Origin of the sequence: Clostridium ganghwense (assembly GCF_026735165.1) — a bacterium.
In the GTDB taxonomy this organism is placed as follows: Bacteria; Bacillota; Clostridia; order Clostridiales; family Clostridiaceae; genus Clostridium_H; species Clostridium_H ganghwense.
On record NZ_JAPQES010000001.1, the window covers coordinates 1,391,861 to 1,408,045 of the forward strand.

The 16,185-nt window shown below is 29.1% G+C and carries 16 protein-coding genes; 1 reads left to right on the top strand and 15 read right to left on the bottom strand.

Annotated features, from left to right (window positions below):
* Positions 1-551 precede the first annotated feature (551 nt).
* Positions 552-800: an AbrB/MazE/SpoVT family DNA-binding domain-containing protein gene (locus OXH55_RS06320; protein ID WP_268048923.1), complete on the top strand. Its 249-nt coding sequence runs from the start codon at positions 552-554 to the stop codon at positions 798-800.
* Positions 801-823: 23 nt separating this feature from the next.
* Here OXH55_RS06320 and OXH55_RS06325 read toward each other — a convergent pair whose 3' ends face one another.
* The 15 genes from OXH55_RS06325 to OXH55_RS06395 all read right to left on the bottom strand — a co-directional run bounded on the left by OXH55_RS06325 (position 824) and on the right by OXH55_RS06395 (position 16,120).
* The gene (locus tag OXH55_RS06325) at positions 824-979 is read right to left on the bottom strand and encodes a hypothetical protein (protein WP_268048925.1); all 156 of its coding nucleotides are present in this window, start codon (positions 977-979) and stop codon (positions 824-826) included.
* A gap of 14 nt (positions 980-993) precedes the next feature.
* Positions 994-2,112, bottom strand: a complete 1,119-nt coding sequence (locus tag OXH55_RS06330) for a C40 family peptidase (RefSeq protein ID WP_268048926.1) — start codon at positions 2,110-2,112, stop codon at positions 994-996.
* A 324-nt stretch (positions 2,113-2,436) separates the two neighbouring features.
* Entirely contained in the window at positions 2,437-3,573 is a 1,137-nt protein-coding gene (locus tag OXH55_RS06335; RefSeq protein ID WP_268048928.1) for a C40 family peptidase, read from the bottom strand.
* Between the two features lie 194 nt (positions 3,574-3,767).
* Positions 3,768-4,610 carry a 16S rRNA (cytidine(1402)-2'-O)-methyltransferase gene (rsmI, locus tag OXH55_RS06340; protein WP_268048929.1) on the bottom strand — a complete coding sequence of 281 codons (843 nt, stop codon included), beginning with the start codon at positions 4,608-4,610 and terminating at the stop codon, positions 3,768-3,770.
* Between the two features lie 85 nt (positions 4,611-4,695).
* Positions 4,696-5,439, bottom strand: coding sequence for a tRNA1(Val) (adenine(37)-N6)-methyltransferase (locus OXH55_RS06345; protein WP_268048930.1), 744 nt, complete (start codon positions 5,437-5,439; stop codon positions 4,696-4,698).
* A gap of 239 nt (positions 5,440-5,678) precedes the next feature.
* Positions 5,679-6,086: a cytidine deaminase gene (locus OXH55_RS06350; RefSeq protein ID WP_268048932.1), complete on the bottom strand. Its 408-nt coding sequence runs from the start codon at positions 6,084-6,086 to the stop codon at positions 5,679-5,681.
* A 133-nt stretch (positions 6,087-6,219) separates the two neighbouring features.
* The gene (locus tag OXH55_RS06355) at positions 6,220-6,924 is read right to left on the bottom strand and encodes a hypothetical protein (RefSeq protein ID WP_268048934.1); all 705 of its coding nucleotides are present in this window, start codon (positions 6,922-6,924) and stop codon (positions 6,220-6,222) included.
* 249 nt (positions 6,925-7,173) lie between these two features.
* Entirely contained in the window at positions 7,174-7,398 is a 225-nt protein-coding gene (locus OXH55_RS06360; RefSeq protein WP_268048936.1) for a tyrosine-type recombinase/integrase, read from the bottom strand.
* 737 nt (positions 7,399-8,135) lie between these two features.
* A complete protein-coding gene (locus tag OXH55_RS06365; RefSeq protein WP_268048938.1) occupies positions 8,136-9,392 on the bottom strand; it encodes a hypothetical protein in 1,257 nt (418 codons plus the stop codon).
* Positions 9,393-9,671: 279 nt separating this feature from the next.
* The gene (locus tag OXH55_RS06370) at positions 9,672-10,445 is read right to left on the bottom strand and encodes a hypothetical protein (protein WP_268048940.1); all 774 of its coding nucleotides are present in this window, start codon (positions 10,443-10,445) and stop codon (positions 9,672-9,674) included.
* A 208-nt stretch (positions 10,446-10,653) separates the two neighbouring features.
* A complete protein-coding gene (locus tag OXH55_RS06375; protein ID WP_268048941.1) occupies positions 10,654-10,809 on the bottom strand; it encodes a hypothetical protein in 156 nt (51 codons plus the stop codon).
* A gap of 192 nt (positions 10,810-11,001) precedes the next feature.
* Entirely contained in the window at positions 11,002-11,124 is a 123-nt protein-coding gene (locus tag OXH55_RS06380; RefSeq protein WP_268048943.1) for a hypothetical protein, read from the bottom strand.
* A gap of 128 nt (positions 11,125-11,252) precedes the next feature.
* Positions 11,253-12,302, bottom strand: coding sequence for an anti sigma factor C-terminal domain-containing protein (locus OXH55_RS06385; protein ID WP_268048944.1), 1,050 nt, complete (start codon positions 12,300-12,302; stop codon positions 11,253-11,255).
* Complete coding sequence (locus OXH55_RS06390; protein ID WP_268048946.1) at positions 12,292-12,801, bottom strand: RNA polymerase sigma factor; 510 nt, start codon at positions 12,799-12,801, stop codon at positions 12,292-12,294. Before OXH55_RS06390 ends, OXH55_RS06385 begins: the two co-directional genes overlap by 11 nt.
* Positions 12,802-13,069: 268 nt before the next feature.
* On the bottom strand, positions 13,070-16,120 hold the full coding sequence (locus OXH55_RS06395; RefSeq protein WP_268048948.1) for a cation-translocating P-type ATPase: 3,051 nt from the start codon (positions 16,118-16,120) through the stop codon (positions 13,070-13,072).
* Positions 16,121-16,185 lie beyond the last annotated feature (65 nt).

The window sequence follows — 16,185 nt, forward strand, 5'->3', positions numbered from 1 at the left end:
AAATTTTTATTCATATAAAATTTTCTTATTTTTTACATTTTCAAATTTTATCAAAATCTTTTTACTTCTTTTTTTTAATTTTAAAAACTTCTTATGGTAAATACTTTTATAATATAGAAAATACTTTTATATTATTGAAATTATTAACATTCCAAAATGATAAAGATCTTATCTTAAAAATTTTTTTCGACACCAACTTGTCCAATATCCATTTAATTACTATTTTATTCTACAATACTGCAACCCTTGTATTTACCTATATTTTACTGTTAAATATCCCTTTTTTAGCTTGTACCTATTCAATACCCTGATATGCCTTGCCTCATAGCAATAGTAAAAATTTGTATTTTACTTTTAAAAAAATATTGACATTTGAATAATTTGGTAGTATATTAACTTTAGATGGAAGTTAATAAGAAATTTGTAACTTAACCAAAAAAAAATCAATTTATATATTGACTTCATTTGTCAAACTTGTTATTATTTAAGTAGAACATTGTCGAAAGATGTAAAATAATTAAATGATTATAAATTTAAGGAGGAATCATCAAATGAAATCAACAGGAGTAGTAAGAAGAGTAGATGAATTAGGAAGAATCGTTATTCCAATAGAATTAAGAAGAACTTTAGATATCGCTGAAAAAGACGCTTTAGAAATATATGTAGATGGAGAACAAATCATATTAAAGAAATATGAGCCAGCTTGTATCTTCTGTGGAGATGCTAGAAACGTTATAAACTACAGAGGTAAAAACATCTGCAAAAACTGCTTAGAAACTTTAAAAGACGAAGTAAAATAGTATATTTATGTTTGCAAAACCCTTCAAGAACCGTTTCTTGAAGGGTTTTTATTTTCAATAGAATAAAAAAGAGTAAGAACATAGATAACATCTATATTCTTACTTTTTTCATGTTTGTTTTTATTTAATTTTCTTTTGATTTTTCTTTTAATTAGTCCCTGGCTACTGAAAAGTGTCATACACTTTTCTTATATTATCTAACTCTTCTAGCTGTAGCGTAATCTGATCTTGAAGATAAAGAACTTATCTTAACAACATCACCAGTTCTTGGCGCATGAATATAGCAGCCATTTCCTACATACATTCCTACATGGTGTATTCTGCCTTTTCCAAAGAATACTAAATCTCCTGGTTGTAAATTACTTCTTGATACATATGTTCCAACTCTTGCTTGATCTCTTGATACTCTTGGCAATCTAACACCAAAATGAGCATAAACATATTTTACATAACCTGAACAATCGAAACTATTTGGTCCATTAGCTCCCCAAACATATGGTGTTCCTTGGAATTTCATAGCATATGAAACTACTTCACTTGATGATGCTGAAGCAGCATTTTCTCCTCTTGATGGTCTATTATTAGAACTTGAAGATGGATTATTCATCTGTTGTATCATCTTTTTAGTTTGATCTATTAATTTTTTATCTTTGTTTAATTTACTTGCATATACTGAACGTTGTGCTTTCGCTTGCTTAACAAGCTTGTCCTGTTCAGCTTTATCCTTCTTTAGCTTGGCCATTTTTTCTTGTTGTACTGCATTTAGAGCTACTAATTCCTTCTGCTGTTTAGTTAACTCTTCTTTTTTTATTCTAAGTTCCTCTTGTTTTTCTTTTAATTCTTTAACCATTTTTCTATCAAGTTCAGATACTTTTTTCACAGCTTGTACTTTTGAGAATAAGTCACTTAAATCCTCTGCACCAAGTAATACATCTATGTATCCACCGCCTGCACCTCTCATGTACATAACTCTCATTCTTTCATTATAAAGCTTCTTCTCAGCTTCCATATCTTCTTCAGCTTTTTGTATATCTTTTTCAGTTAATTCTATTTTTTTCTTAATATCTTCTATTTTTTTCTTAGTACTTTCTATTTCATCCATAGCAGTCTCTATTTGATCATCTAAATGTTCAATAGCTTGTTCAAGTTTTTCTACCTTTTTTTGGGCACTGTTATAATCAGCTTTATGCTGCTGTAGTTGTTTTTGTTGAGATTTAAGCTTGTCCGATAAAGGTTCTGCTAATACAGCTGTTGTGCTTACTGAAACTATTAACGCCGCTGTTGTTACTAATGTAGCCAGTCTTTTGTTCATTCTCCCATCTCCCTATTCCCATTATTATATATGTCAATTCTCTATGTTATAAATTACCAACTCAATTTGTAATAACTTTGTCACACATTTTATATTCTATTATATTATAACATTAAATGTTAAACTTTTGTAGTAAAAATGCGCCATAATTTTTTCCAATTTTATTCCTTAAAATTATGTTAACCCCTTATAATTTCTGGTATTCTTTAAACAACTCTACCTTTTATACCTATATTAAACAACAACTTTAATTTATTTTTATATTATTTATTATAAATAAAAAAAACCGGCTGAAAATAAGCCAGTTTTTTAATCCATAACTATTTAATTATTTTTTATATATTTACCAACCCTTCTAGCCGTTGCATAATCCGTCCTAACATCTAAAGAACTTATCTTAACAACATCTCCAGTTCTTGGAGCATGAATATAGCAACCGTTCCCTACATATATTCCTACATGATGTATTGTTCCTTCGCCTCCGTCATTCGCAAAAAACACTAGGTCACCAGGTTGTAAATTTTCTTTCTCTACATATGTTCCTACTGCTGCTTGTGCAGAAGAACATCTTGGTAATTCAATCCCAAAATGTGCATAAACATATTTAACAAAACCTGAACAATCAAAACTATCAGGTCCATTAGCAGCCCATACATATGGCGTTCCTAAATAATCACTAGCATATGTAACTATAGCATTTGATGATATAGCCAATAATCCCCTTGAAGGTTTATCCATAGAAACTTTCTCTCTTATTTCTTCAATTATCTTTTTAGTTTCATTTATTTGCTTCTCATCATCACTTAATATATTTCCGTATAAAATAGTTTGCTTTTTAGTTTCTTCAATAAGTTTACTTTGTTCTTCTTTATCATTTTTAAGCTTTTCTATTTTTTCTTGCTGCTCCGAATTCAAGGCTACTAATTCATTTTTCTTTTTAGTCAACTCTTCTTTTTTTGCTTTAATCCCATCTTGATTATCTTTTAATTCTTTAACTATTTTTTTATCAAGTTCAGTAATTTTTTTTATAGTTTGTATTCTTGAAAATAAATCATTTAAATCTTTAGACCCAAATATTATATCTATATATCCACCACCTGTACCATGCATATACATAACTCTCATTCTTTTATTATAAAGCTTTTTCTCAGCTGCTATATCGTCTTCAGCTTTTTGTATATCTTTTTCAACTAGTTCTATCTTATTCTTAATATCTTCTATTTTCTTATTATTTATTTCTATTTCCTGCATCTTAGTTTCTATTTCATTATCTAAATACTCAACAGCTTGTTCAAATTGTTCTGCCTTTTTGTATACATTATTATATTCTATTCTATGCTGTTGAAGTTGTTTTTGATTAGTCTTATCCTTATCTGATGATGGTTGTGATAAAACAACAGTGGTATTCATGGAAACTAACAATAATACTGCTGTTACTAATACAATCAGTCTCTTATTCATTCTCTACTCCCCACCTATAATTATAATTGTAATATTTTGTAAATATTATATATATAATTATAGGTTATTTGTAAATAAATTACAAATGGTATATTATCTTATAATCACTATTTTACATAACGATATTCTTTTAATTATTCTGTTCTCATTAGAAAATACCAAGGAGTTTATTTTTTTAAATCTATGTCAATTACCTATAATTCTAAAGAGTATTTATATACTTCTGATTTAGGTAGACCTCTGTCTTTAGCAGTTTTTTTAATTGCATCTTTTTTAGAAAAACCTTCATTCATATACTTTATTATATGTTGTTCTATAGTTAAATCTTCCCATTCTTTTTCTTCTTCTTTTTTTATTTCTTCTTCACTTTTACCTTGTACTACAAGAACATATTCTCCTCTTGGTTTGTTCTCATTATAATATTTAATTGCTTCTTCTAAAGGCAGTCTTATAATTTCTTCATGAAGTTTAGTAAGCTCTCTACAAATTGCAATTCTTCTATTTCCTAAATTTTCATATAAAAACTCTAAAGTTTTTATAAGTCTATGAGGTGCTTCATAAAAAATTAAAGTTTCTTGTCTTCCCTTTAATTCCTCTATAATTGGATTTTTATCTTTATTTTCTCTTGGCAGGAATCCTCTAAATAAAAATTTAGTAGTATCCAAACCCGAATAAACAAGGGCAGTAGTAACAGCTGTAGCACCAGTTAGCACCTCAAACTCTATATTTTCTTCTATGCATTTTTGTATAATAACACTTCCTGGATCTGAAATACCCGGAGTTCCTGCATCTGAAACTAATGCAATATTTTTTCCTTCTCTTAATTTATTTATAATATCATCACTCTTTACATTTTCATTAAACTTGTGATAGCTTATAAGAGGCTTTTTTATATTGAAATGGTTTAAAAGCTTCAAACTCTGTCTTGTATCTTCAGCAGCTATCATATCAGCATTTTCTAATACCTCAAGGGCTCTTAATGTAATATCTTTCAAATTTCCTATAGGAGTTGGAACCACGTATAACTTACCGCTCATATTTCTTCTTTCCTTTCTAATTTAAATTCCGTATCTAAATTTAACATCCATTCTCAATTATTAACTTTAAGCTTTCAACTAATTTTTACTCTCTTCCATAAATCTCATCTATTTGCTTTGAGTATCCACCCTCGTCATTATACACATAGATAGGAGGCTCCCACTTTAGGAAAGCTCCACCGTCTCTTTGTCCCTCAACTAAAACTATATTAGGCGCTTTCTTAGTATTAGGATGAATCATCTGTATTCTTTTAGGCTCAATTTTATGCTTTCTCATAAGAGTTATAATATCTGCAAGCCTATCTGGTCTATGTATCATGTACATTCTTTTATTATCCTTTAGAAGAATTCTGCAGGCAATTATAACATCTTCCAAAGTACAACACACCTCATGTCTTGCTATTGCCAATTTATCATTAGGATTTACAAGCCCCGAATTACATAGCTTATACGGTGGATTAACCGTAACAACATCAGCCTTTGGTAAACTTTTTAAAAGTTCTAAATTTGTTAAATCTCCATGTATAAAATCCATTCTATCTTCTAATCCATTAAACTCTACAGATCTGTTAGCCATCTCTACCATTTCTTCTTGTATTTCAAGTCCAGTTATCTTTGAAGCTCCTGTTTTACCAGCTATAATAAAAGGAATTATCCCTGTTCCACTGCATAGGTCTATAACCCTAGCCCCTCTTTTAACTTGTGCAAAATTAGCTAGTAAAACTGCATCTACACCAAATCTAAAACCTTCTTTTTTCTGTATAACATGCAGCCCTTTTAATTGTAAATCATCTAAAGTTTCATCTTCTCTTACTAATTCTCTATTCATATCTATCACCACTCTATTAAATTTCATTCTATTACTTTCTATTACTTTCTATTACTTTTTGACATTATCTATTTAATTATTATATAAACATCATTTCATTATACATCAAAGGTAAATTTCAAATCAAACTTATTAAGAACTCTTATATACTCTTTTGTTAAAGAATCAGATAAAGCTATATTTTAGTAAACAAAAACTCCCGCAGCTACTGGAGCTTAGGAGTTTATATATCATAAATATTACTCATCATCCCTATATGCTTCATACCAATAATATGGCTGAACTTCTTTTAGTGTTTTAAAAATTATTTTATCCTCTTTGGAGTATACACCTACTTTTACATCATCACCCCAATAAAATAAACGTTCTTGACAAATTCCACACGGTGTTAATATCTTAAATGGTGAGTTTTCATCATCTCTTACAACACATATTGAATGTGTTACTTTTTTCATCAATTTGTGTGCTTCACAAATTGCTCCTGTTTCAATACACAAAGAAGCCCCTTCATTATGAACTTCTGGAGCAACACTTATTAAAAAATCACCATCTTCAGTATACATTACAGCAGCACCGCCCCAATCAATTGGATACCTTTGTTTTATAAAATCTACAGCCCTTTTGTATAATTCCTGTTCTATATTCATATTATTTATTCCCCCTCTTTTGTTTGTATTATTTAATTCATATTTTTTTTGCTATTGTGACTTAACTACTTCCTTGATTCTTAATCTTTTACTCCATGATTTAAGAAAAATGTGTATCAATTAAATACTCGTATCATTTGATATTTACTAATATATTTCGTATCTTATCAGTATAAATCTTATCTAAATGTTTGGTACAGTATTCAAAATTATCCATACTTGATACTTTAGAAATACCCATGTTTACATATTGACTGTCAAGTTTTTCAATAATGAATCGAGAGTCATCATCATTTTTAGCCCCACCCATTTCAGTTAAATCAATTTTAGTGCCATCATTTAATTGTATAATATAATAAAAATCCCCCTTTGAATGTGTATATTGCTTTTTACCATAAACTCCTGTATCAATTTTTACAATATCGTTGTATCCATATTCCTTACCCTGTGGTGATAAAAACGTATAGTTTATTATCTTATTATTGGTTATAACAGTAACATTATAGAGTATGGTGTACATCAGTACTATATTAAGTATTACGAAAGTAAAGAGAAAGGACATTTTATGCCTTTTGATAAAGCTTTTTTTTGAATTAATAACCCATAATATAAAAGTTCTTAAATCCTTGCTAAAAATATAAGCAAATCCAAATATAATATACCATTCATAAATAAATACTAATCTTGAAGAAGGTGATTTAAAAATCCACATTATATACTCTTGGGGTAAAAATAACTTCGCTTGAATAACTCCTATCAATACGAAAGAGCCTACTGATAATATAATTATACCGATTAGTGAAAGTATCAAAATAATAATTGCTTTTAATTTTTTCAAATTAACAACTCCTGTATTCTTAACTTGCTCATAAATTTATAACGCCTGTCTAATAGTATTTATTATATCCTATAATTCTTCTATAACAGTGTTTTTTCAAAGCTTATTGATGAACAATATTCTAGAATCATGTTTTAATACATTTAGCTTGTTACTATACAATATCTTTATATTGTTCATCAATTACTTGTACTATTTTACCATAAATCACCTTTTCAATACTTTATTTTCAAGCAGAGCAGTACTCTATTATAATTCTACAAGACGATAGACTGAATCTATGTCATCCTGTAAAATTCCAAGATATATTTTTGTTACGGATTGGTTACTGTGATTATACAGCCCCATAATAACTGGTAGGGATACTCCTTTTTTCCAACTGTGATATCCAAAAGTCTTTCTCAAACTATCGCAGCCTATATTTTCTTTTATTCTTACTGCCGAACAAGAACTTTTTACAATCTTTAGTGTCATGCCGCGTGATATAGGCTTATTTTGGCCCTCTCTGCTAATCCCATGTTAAATTTAATATGTCACTGATCCTTAGTGCTGAGTTTAAAACTAAAACTATTAGCGCATAGTTTCTTATATTATTAGTTCCTAGTAAATATTTTTTAAATCTTTTATTTTTTCTCTGCTCTTATCGGTTCTACTCTTTCCATTTTTTCTCTCTCCTTATACATCTGTTAATTACTCATATTGATATTATATCAACATTATGCGTAACTCAAGTGTTATTGATAACTCTTTATATATAATCCTTTTAACCTTTAACTTTTAATCTTTGAATATTTTTTATTTTCCTGGAAATAATTGTTAATAGGTTGTATACACTGTTTTTTTAACACTTTAATATACCCCCAAAGGCTTATAAGTAAAAACTTATAAGCCTTTCCCCTTATTAACTTTATTTATCTCACCCTAATAAAAATAAAAATTTCCCAGCTTCAGCAGCTTAAATGTATAGTTTTACTTTATACAGTTATAAAACATTACATTCAAATACAATAATGAAAAAAGAGCTACACCTTAGTTTGGTGATAGCCCTTTAATATCAATGCTTTGATTAATTCTTCAGAATGTAATGTTTTATTCAAAAGTTTACATTCATTTTATACACTATTCTCTGTTATTGTGTAGCAATTTTCTTATATAATATGGATAATTGGAAATTGCTACTTTATAGGAAGTTCAACTCACATTTCTTGTACTCAAAGCTTATTATTTCTGAACTTTATTTCAATATCGCCCCTCTTCTCTCTCATCAATTTCAAAATTTCATCATTCTTAATTGACCAATTTTCATTAGCTCTATAGTTTAACCACTCTGGTGTACAACATTTAATACCACGTACTCTTAAATTATAGTCAAAAGGTTCAAATAGCTCATTTTTTCCACTTGAAGGATTGATAACCCATACCTTTAAATTCTCATTTTTTAACATGGCATTATAAAGTCTTGTATTGATATGTTTATCACAAAAACTATATCCAACAATGGTTACCTCATCTAATGAACTTAAAATCTGATCCAAAAGTACGAGTTTTTCTTCACCAGGTTTAGGATTTAATGTTTTACTATATTTATAACCACCAGTTTTAATTGAAGTCCTTAAAAACTGTAACTCTCCATCCATATCACTTACAGCAATTTCACCACCAACTCTCATACTTCTCCCATTCACAAAATACTTCATTTCATGCATTACTTTAGATACTTTATTTAAGTAGTCAATTGGTTTTTCTTTTTTAGTAACATTAATATGAATGACTTCTTTGTCATTGTTATAAGAATATTCATTAAGTGCACCATGCAACTTAACAATATTTACCCCCCTACCGTCTAAGATAAAATTCATCTCAGAAATATTTAAATTATCTCTTCTAACAGTACCAAACTCTACATAATTAGAAAAATCTAGATTGCTAATCGGAAATTGTACTTCTCCAGTAGAGCCAAAACTTACAGGGATATTGTTGTCCATACACAAAAACTCAATCAGCAAATCGTGGTTCAATGTCATAACCCATAGCGGATCGTCTCCAACTATACTATTGAAATCTTCGTAAAACTTCTTATTAATTTCATATATTGGATAATTGTGAACATGATACATATAAAATAATTCACATAACATATCTCGAAATATCCCGTAAACAAATTGATACGACCTTCTACAACATTGACTTACACTTGAATTAGCCATATCTTGAAGCTCTTTTAGAAATTCTTCATAGTTTAAGTCTGTGTTCTTCCTATACTTTTGGACTAAATCATACACATCTTCTAAAGCTAATTTATCAATTGGATGATCTTCTCCATAAGGCTCTGCCATTTTCCATGATTCTATGAATCTAGTTAATCGCTCTTCATTTAAAAAATGAAAGAAATCCTTAGTTAAACCAGTTACTAATGGCATACCTAAATCAAATGAGAAACCTGCTCCCAATAATAATCCTTTTTTCACAAAATCGCCTTCTTATCAAAAAAATTTAGTGAGTTTAATTTACTATACTACTTTTATTACCAATTCGAACTTCTAGTTATAGACAATAGTTACACTTAGGAATTTAACTGATACAAGCCCTATTATATCAAAAATTAGATATTCAACTAAATTTTAACTGCACTAAAGTATATTTTAGTATAATAAAAACTCCAGCAGCTGCTGGAGCTATATGTAACAAAACAATTTCTTCGTAATTTTTATATAATATGAAATACCTTTACCTTCCGAGATTGAAACTTATTCAATATAATTTAAAAGTTTTTCTCCAAAGATACTAATATGTATCCTATCTATATTCCCTGATGATATAGTACCAAGGGTTGATATAAAATCCAAAGAAACCACTCCTAAATTTTGAAGTTTAATCAAAGATCTTGATTCATATGCAAAATAGTAATATGGATTATTTTTAGAATCTTTAAACCCTATGTTCATTAGTAGATCTACTGAAGGAAAATCATCAGAATTTTCTAGATAATATGCTCTATAATCTTTCAAGAATATCGTATTGTTACCCCAAATAATATTTCTGCTAACAAACTTGTCTTCACTAGTTTTTTCGTGCTTTTCATAACATTTTTCTTTTTCAATTTGCTTAAAATCTGAGTTTATAAATTTTTTTAATCTTTTTAGTAGTTCTATATCATTTTTGTTTAGCTGCGAAATAATCTCACTTACTTCCTCATTCATGCTACGATTAGATTCATCCATAATATATTCTATTAGGGCATTGTTATATGTTTCTACTGTTTCTGGTAATGACGTAGTAATAACGTTTCTCAGATTATTCCTCAGTACATAGTATTCATGATCTTTAAATTTTTCTATAATCTTAGAAATATCTTCTATACTTAATTCATATTTATTTAATTTATCTTCAATTCGTTGGAATCTACCATTTATCCTTTTTTCATCAAAATATAATATCAACTCATTATATAATGAACCCACAAGAGGTATAAGTGATAAACCAACTTTTGATGCAGATACCGCTAAATTTCTTTTATTCATTTTTTATCCCCTTTTATAAACTATCTTTTTATGTCATATTTCCATTTGCAACAAATATCTCAAGTATATCTGTATTGGTATGTTTTCTGACTCATATCATTTACACTTTCCATAAATATGTCATAACAACACATGTCCAATTATACCATATTAATCCTTAACTGAATAAAAGTAGTATCCTATGTACGCTAAACATATGTTTAGTAAATTAAAAGAGTAACTGATCTTGAGCTACTCTTTTAATACTACAATAACTAATTCCAATGCCTAATAAAGCTACAGCTGCTAATAAAATTAATAATCCTATTCTTACTTCATTTTTACTTTTCCATAGCAATACCTCACGTTTAAGAAGTATTGCCACCTAAACATTTACCTATTCCTATTGGAAAGACTGCACTAAAGCCAATTTTAGCATAATAAAAACTCCCACAGCTGCGGGAGCTAGTATCCTCACAATTTTTTTGCTATTATGTCTTAATAACTTCCTTGATTATTAACCTTTTGTATCATAATTTCAGAATATTATGTATCAAATTAATTTAACCTTACTTTATTACTGATATTTAAAGGGGAACTTGTCTTCATCAATCATATATACCCTTTCAAACTCTACTATGTCGTCAACAACAATATATTTATTATCATAATAATGTTCATCTTCAATAATTTTACCCATAATATATAGCCCCTTTATTAATTTATTTGTTTCAGTTTATCATATCCCCCTTAAAATTACCCCTAACAATATAAAAACATATAAAAGTCTGTAATTCTAAAAATTAAAATTACAGACTTTTAATAATACTAATATTTATCTACTACAATTCCAAGTGAAGATGCCTTTATAAAAGGAAGCTCCTTTAACTTTTTCATCTCTTCAACATTTCCAGTAACCACTACTCCTTGAATTTTCAAATCATCTTTTGTTACTTTGTTATCTTTTCCTTTTAAATTATCATATATTCTCTTATATTCAGATTGAAATCTGCTCTTTTTATCCTTTTGACTTTCAATAACATCTATAAATGTATTTTCAGGACTTTCCTTTATTACACCATGCCTATCTAATACTTTTATACCATATACTTTATCTTCTAAAGCAATTTCATTTGGAGAAATATATTTTTTAGTATTATCATTAGCATAATCCATTTCACTAGATTTATGTTCTTCTTTTTCTTTATCATTTGAAGTATCTACCCAATACCAAGTTAATGTAATATCTTTAGGTATCAATTTGTTAACCTCATCAATAGAATATAATTTATCAAAAGACAAAACCATTTCCATGGATTTATTATCACCAATTTTATCTACTAGCTGCAAATCATTTTGATATTTATCATATTTTACATATGGATAATAGAATTTCATAAGTTCTCTTCCGTATTTATTGTATTTAGGGTTATCATAAAGTTGCTGCTCAGTTTCAGCTTTTCCAATACTAATATTAGTGACATCAGCTATCATCTCAGAAAACAGTGGTATGATACTGTACTTCCACCTTTTTTGATCAAAATACATTGGCTTATCTTCAACTATTTTATAAGTATAGTATTGTATATCGCCATTTAGTCCTCCAACATGTACCATGTATTGTGATATAAATGTATTTGGAGCAGAAATATAGTTGAATTCTTTAATATCATCTAATAGTTTTTGACCTTTACTGCCAAGTGCTTGTAAATTAGCTATTGAAATAGCTATTATTACAAATATACAAATAATTATATTTCTTATAATAGAAAACCACTTTGCCTTTCTAACTACTTTGCTCAACTTATTCTTTTTACAGTTTTCAAATAATTCATCTATGTTTTTTTCATCCACATTTAAATCATTTTTATTTGACATATCCACAATCCTCCCACAATTGTTTGAATTTATTCCTAGCTCTATAAAGATATACCTTAACTTTTTCCTCTTTCATATCTAAAATATTGCCGATTTCCTTATAGGATAAGTTCATTACATATTTGAATATAAGTAGATTCTTATAACTCTCTTTTAAAGAATTTAAAACCTTGTGCACATCATCCTTTAATTCAGAGTATACAATATAATTTTCAGCTGAGTTATCCACAACTAAGTTAGCTATCACATCATCATCCAGATAAATTTCTATTTTTCTCTTTTTTTTCTTATAAAGATTATAGTATTTATTAAGAGATACCTTAAAAAGCCATGATGACACTTTATCCTCTTCTATAGAATCAATATAACTAATAGCTTTAAAAAGAGTATCTTGTATAACATCTTCCGCATCTTCTACTGTCACACCAATTTTAATTAGATATCTATAAACTATCTTTATTTCGCTCATAAGAATTTCTTCTAGTCTTTCATTTTCCATGTTTTACTCCCTTAACTTTTCTAGAACGTACATTCCAGTTTTACACTGTACCTCAGGCCTTTCACTTATATAACAACAATTATAAAGAAATGTATACACTTTTTTCATAAAAAACTAAATATTTATATTGAAGATTTTCTATTAATATAAAAAAGACCGCAAATGAACACACGTCCACTTACAACCTTAACCAATACAAAAACAAGCTTAAAGATAAATTTTATATACCTCTAAGCTTGTTTTGGTTTAAGTTGTTTCACAATTTTATTCAAATTTGACTTACTGCTGTCATACCTGAAAGCACAGCCCAATCTAAAGGATTTAAGGCTACTGTTCTAAACACTCCACTTATTGGTGGAATATAAAGTATTCCCAATAATAAAGCAGCTGAAATTCCTACTGATATGTTCATATACCTGTTATTTGAAAGTTCTTTATTATCTCTACATCTGTATACATTAGCCAATTGAGTTAAAATCAAATTACTAAACGCCATAGTTCTTGCTTTAGCAAGACCAACTCCTAGATAATTATATGCCCCAAAAACAGCAAAAGAAGTCGCTCCTATTAAGCCGCCTCTTCTTAAAATTTGTATTCCTAGTTTATTATCTATGAGCTTTGTATCATTTCTAATTGGTCTCTTTTCCATTATCTTTTCATGTACAGGTTCTACTGCAAGTGCCGCTCCAAGTATAGTTTCACAAATTACATTAGTCCATAGAATTTGTATGGATAGCAATGGTAAAGTACCCGTTACTGCAGCTGCAGCACCTATTGCTAATATTTCTCCAAGACTTCCTGCCAACAGATATTTCATTGTATTTCTTATGTTATTAGTTACAGTTCTACCCTCTTCTACAGCATTTACTATAGTTAAAAAATTATCGTCTACAAGGGTAATATCAGCTGCATCCTTTGCAACATCGCTTCCGTTCCCGCCCATAGCTATTCCTATATTTGCTTCCTTTATAGCTGGAGCATCATTTACTCCATCTCCAGTCATTGCAACTACATAACCAAATCGCTTAAAAGCTTTAACAATTCTCAATTTTTGCTCTGGTGATGTTCTTGCAAAGACCTGTATATTTACTATTTTTTCATCAAGTTCTTCATCACTCATTTGTGACAGTTCTGGACCTGAAACTACAAGTCCACCGTCTAAAAGTCCTAATTGCTTCCCTATAGCAGCCGCTGTATTTTTGTGATCTCCTGTAATCATAACAACCTTTATTCCCGCTCTATGACATTTTTTTATGGCTTTGTTTACACCTTTTCTTGGTGGGTCCTCCATACCTGCAAGCCCCAAAAATACATAATTATTATATATAGCATCCTTTTCACTACTAACTTTCTTATATGCAAAAGCCAAAACTCTGAGAGCATCATCTGACATTTCATCACAAACTTTCATTATCCGTTCTTTATCTACTATAGTAAATAATCTTTCATGACCATTCTCATATATACTTGTGCACTTATTTATAATTTTATCTAGAGCACCTTTTATATAAACTGTTTTGTTTTCATCATTCTCTACAAGAACTATCATATTCTTTTTTGTGCTATCAAAAGGGATTTCTTTCAATCTTTTATGTCTATTTATAATTCCTTCAACATCTAATTTAGCTTTATGTGCTGCAGTAATTAGCGCTCCTTCTGTTGGATCTCCTTCCATATTCCACTTTCCACTATCATCCTGAACCAGCGAAGCATTATTACATAAAACTCCATCTGTTAAAAGCATCTTTAAAGCATCATTTTCTTCTTCATAACCATCTAATAGTTTTATGTTTCCTGAAGGTTCATACCCTGAACCTGAAACTGAATATAAGCATTTATCTGCATATATTTTTTTAACAGTCATCTCATTCATTGTAAGAGTACCCGTTTTATCACAGCAAATAACATTTGCACTCCCTAAAGTTTCAACTGCATTAAGCTTTCTAATAATAGCATTTTTCTTTGCCAATCTTTGAACACTTAATCCCATTGCAATTGTAACTATGGCTGGTAAGCTTTCAGGTAATGCTCCTACTGCAAAACTTGTTCCAACAGTTAATACCTGAGCTAAGGGCATACCCATCAAAAGTCCTACTCCACCTAAGCCTAAGCAAACTCCTAAGCATACCTTTGTAAGCTTAGAACTAAACTTAAATAATCTTCTTTGAAGAGGAGTTAACTCATTTTTTATATTCTGAAGCATAGCTGCTATTTTACCTATTTCTGTTTTCATTCCTGTTTCTACAACAACAGCTTTTCCTCTTCCACAAAGTACATTGGTACCCATAAATAACATATTCTTTCTGTTTGCAAGTTCTGTATCTTTACTACATTCCTTAATAGACTTTGATATTGCCTTTGACTCTCCCGTAAGTTCTGCTTCAGAAACTCTCAAATCATTGCATTGTATCAGTCTACAATCTGACGGAATTTTATCTCCAGCTTCTAGTAAAATAACATCTCCAGGCACTAACTTTCCAGCATCTATTTCTTTCTCTACTCCACTCCTTATTACCCTTGCCTTTTGAACCATCATGCTCTTAAGAGAATAAATAGATTTTTCTGCTTTATGTTCCTGAATTATGCTTAAAGTTGTTTCTACTAGTACTATTCCCATTATAGCTACAGCATCTGCTACGTGCCCTAAAAATAAAGAAGCGGCACTGACTCCAATAAGTAATCTATTAGAAATTTCATTTAAACCATCAAAAAATTTTTTAAGCAAAGACTTTTTTTTCTTCTCGGTAAGTACATTTAACCCTACCTCGTGTATTCTTTGTTTGTATACTTTCTCACTTAATCCTTTTTGGTAATCGGTGTTAAGAACTTTTCTAATATGCTCCCTATCCATACAGTGCCAATAAGAACACTGATTATTGGTATTAAATAAGTCTGTAATTACATTACCTTCTACGTTATATTCAATTGTCTTCTGTTTAATTGTATTATTTTCAACTTTATTTTCTTCCAATAATTCTTTTTCTACAGCAATAGGTAAAGCTGTTTCTTCTAAAAAATTTGTTCTATTAAGCTTTACTACATTAGCATTCTCTACAGGTTTAGACGTTGCTGAATATTTATATATTTGTTCTTTAATTATCTCTTTGTGTACCAATTCTTCATCATATATAACCAGTATTCTTCCTGTTATTGGATTAGCTCTAACTGATACTACACCTTTTATAGTGAAAATAAACTTTGAAAGCTTTTCACATTCTTCTTCATTTCTATAAATATTTTTTACTGGTAGTCGTATTCTTTTACACAACACTTCTTTATCCATACAATTATTTTTTGCCTTTTTTAAGGCATTAAACATTAGACTGTTCCTCCCTCAAATCTCTATTATATATAATTTTTCTTATTTTATAATAATATATAGTA

Coding starts and splice junctions, on each gene's coding strand:
- OXH55_RS06325 (WP_268048925.1), bottom strand. CDS start 979: ATGACACTTTTCAGTAGCCAGGGACTAATTAAAAGAAAAATCAAAAGA.
- OXH55_RS06360 (WP_268048936.1), bottom strand. CDS start 7,398: ATGACACTAAAGATTGTAAAAAGTTCTTGTTCGGCAGTAAGAATAAAA.
- OXH55_RS06385 (WP_268048944.1), bottom strand. CDS start 12,302: ATGTCAAATAAAAATGATTTAAATGTGGATGAAAAAAACATAGATGAA.
- rsmI (WP_268048929.1), bottom strand. CDS start 4,610: ATGAGCGGTAAGTTATACGTGGTTCCAACTCCTATAGGAAATTTGAAA.
- OXH55_RS06380 (WP_268048943.1), bottom strand. CDS start 11,124: ATGGGTAAAATTATTGAAGATGAACATTATTATGATAATAAATATATT.
- OXH55_RS06345 (WP_268048930.1), bottom strand. CDS start 5,439: ATGAATAGAGAATTAGTAAGAGAAGATGAAACTTTAGATGATTTACAA.
- OXH55_RS06350 (WP_268048932.1), bottom strand. CDS start 6,086: ATGAATATAGAACAGGAATTATACAAAAGGGCTGTAGATTTTATAAAA.
- OXH55_RS06330 (WP_268048926.1), bottom strand. CDS start 2,112: ATGAACAAAAGACTGGCTACATTAGTAACAACAGCGGCGTTAATAGTT.
- OXH55_RS06370 (WP_268048940.1), bottom strand. CDS start 10,445: ATGAATAAAAGAAATTTAGCGGTATCTGCATCAAAAGTTGGTTTATCA.
- OXH55_RS06320 (WP_268048923.1), top strand. CDS start 552: ATGAAATCAACAGGAGTAGTAAGAAGAGTAGATGAATTAGGAAGAATC.
- OXH55_RS06395 (WP_268048948.1), bottom strand. CDS start 16,120: ATGTTTAATGCCTTAAAAAAGGCAAAAAATAATTGTATGGATAAAGAA.
- OXH55_RS06335 (WP_268048928.1), bottom strand. CDS start 3,573: ATGAATAAGAGACTGATTGTATTAGTAACAGCAGTATTATTGTTAGTT.
- OXH55_RS06390 (WP_268048946.1), bottom strand. CDS start 12,801: ATGGAAAATGAAAGACTAGAAGAAATTCTTATGAGCGAAATAAAGATA.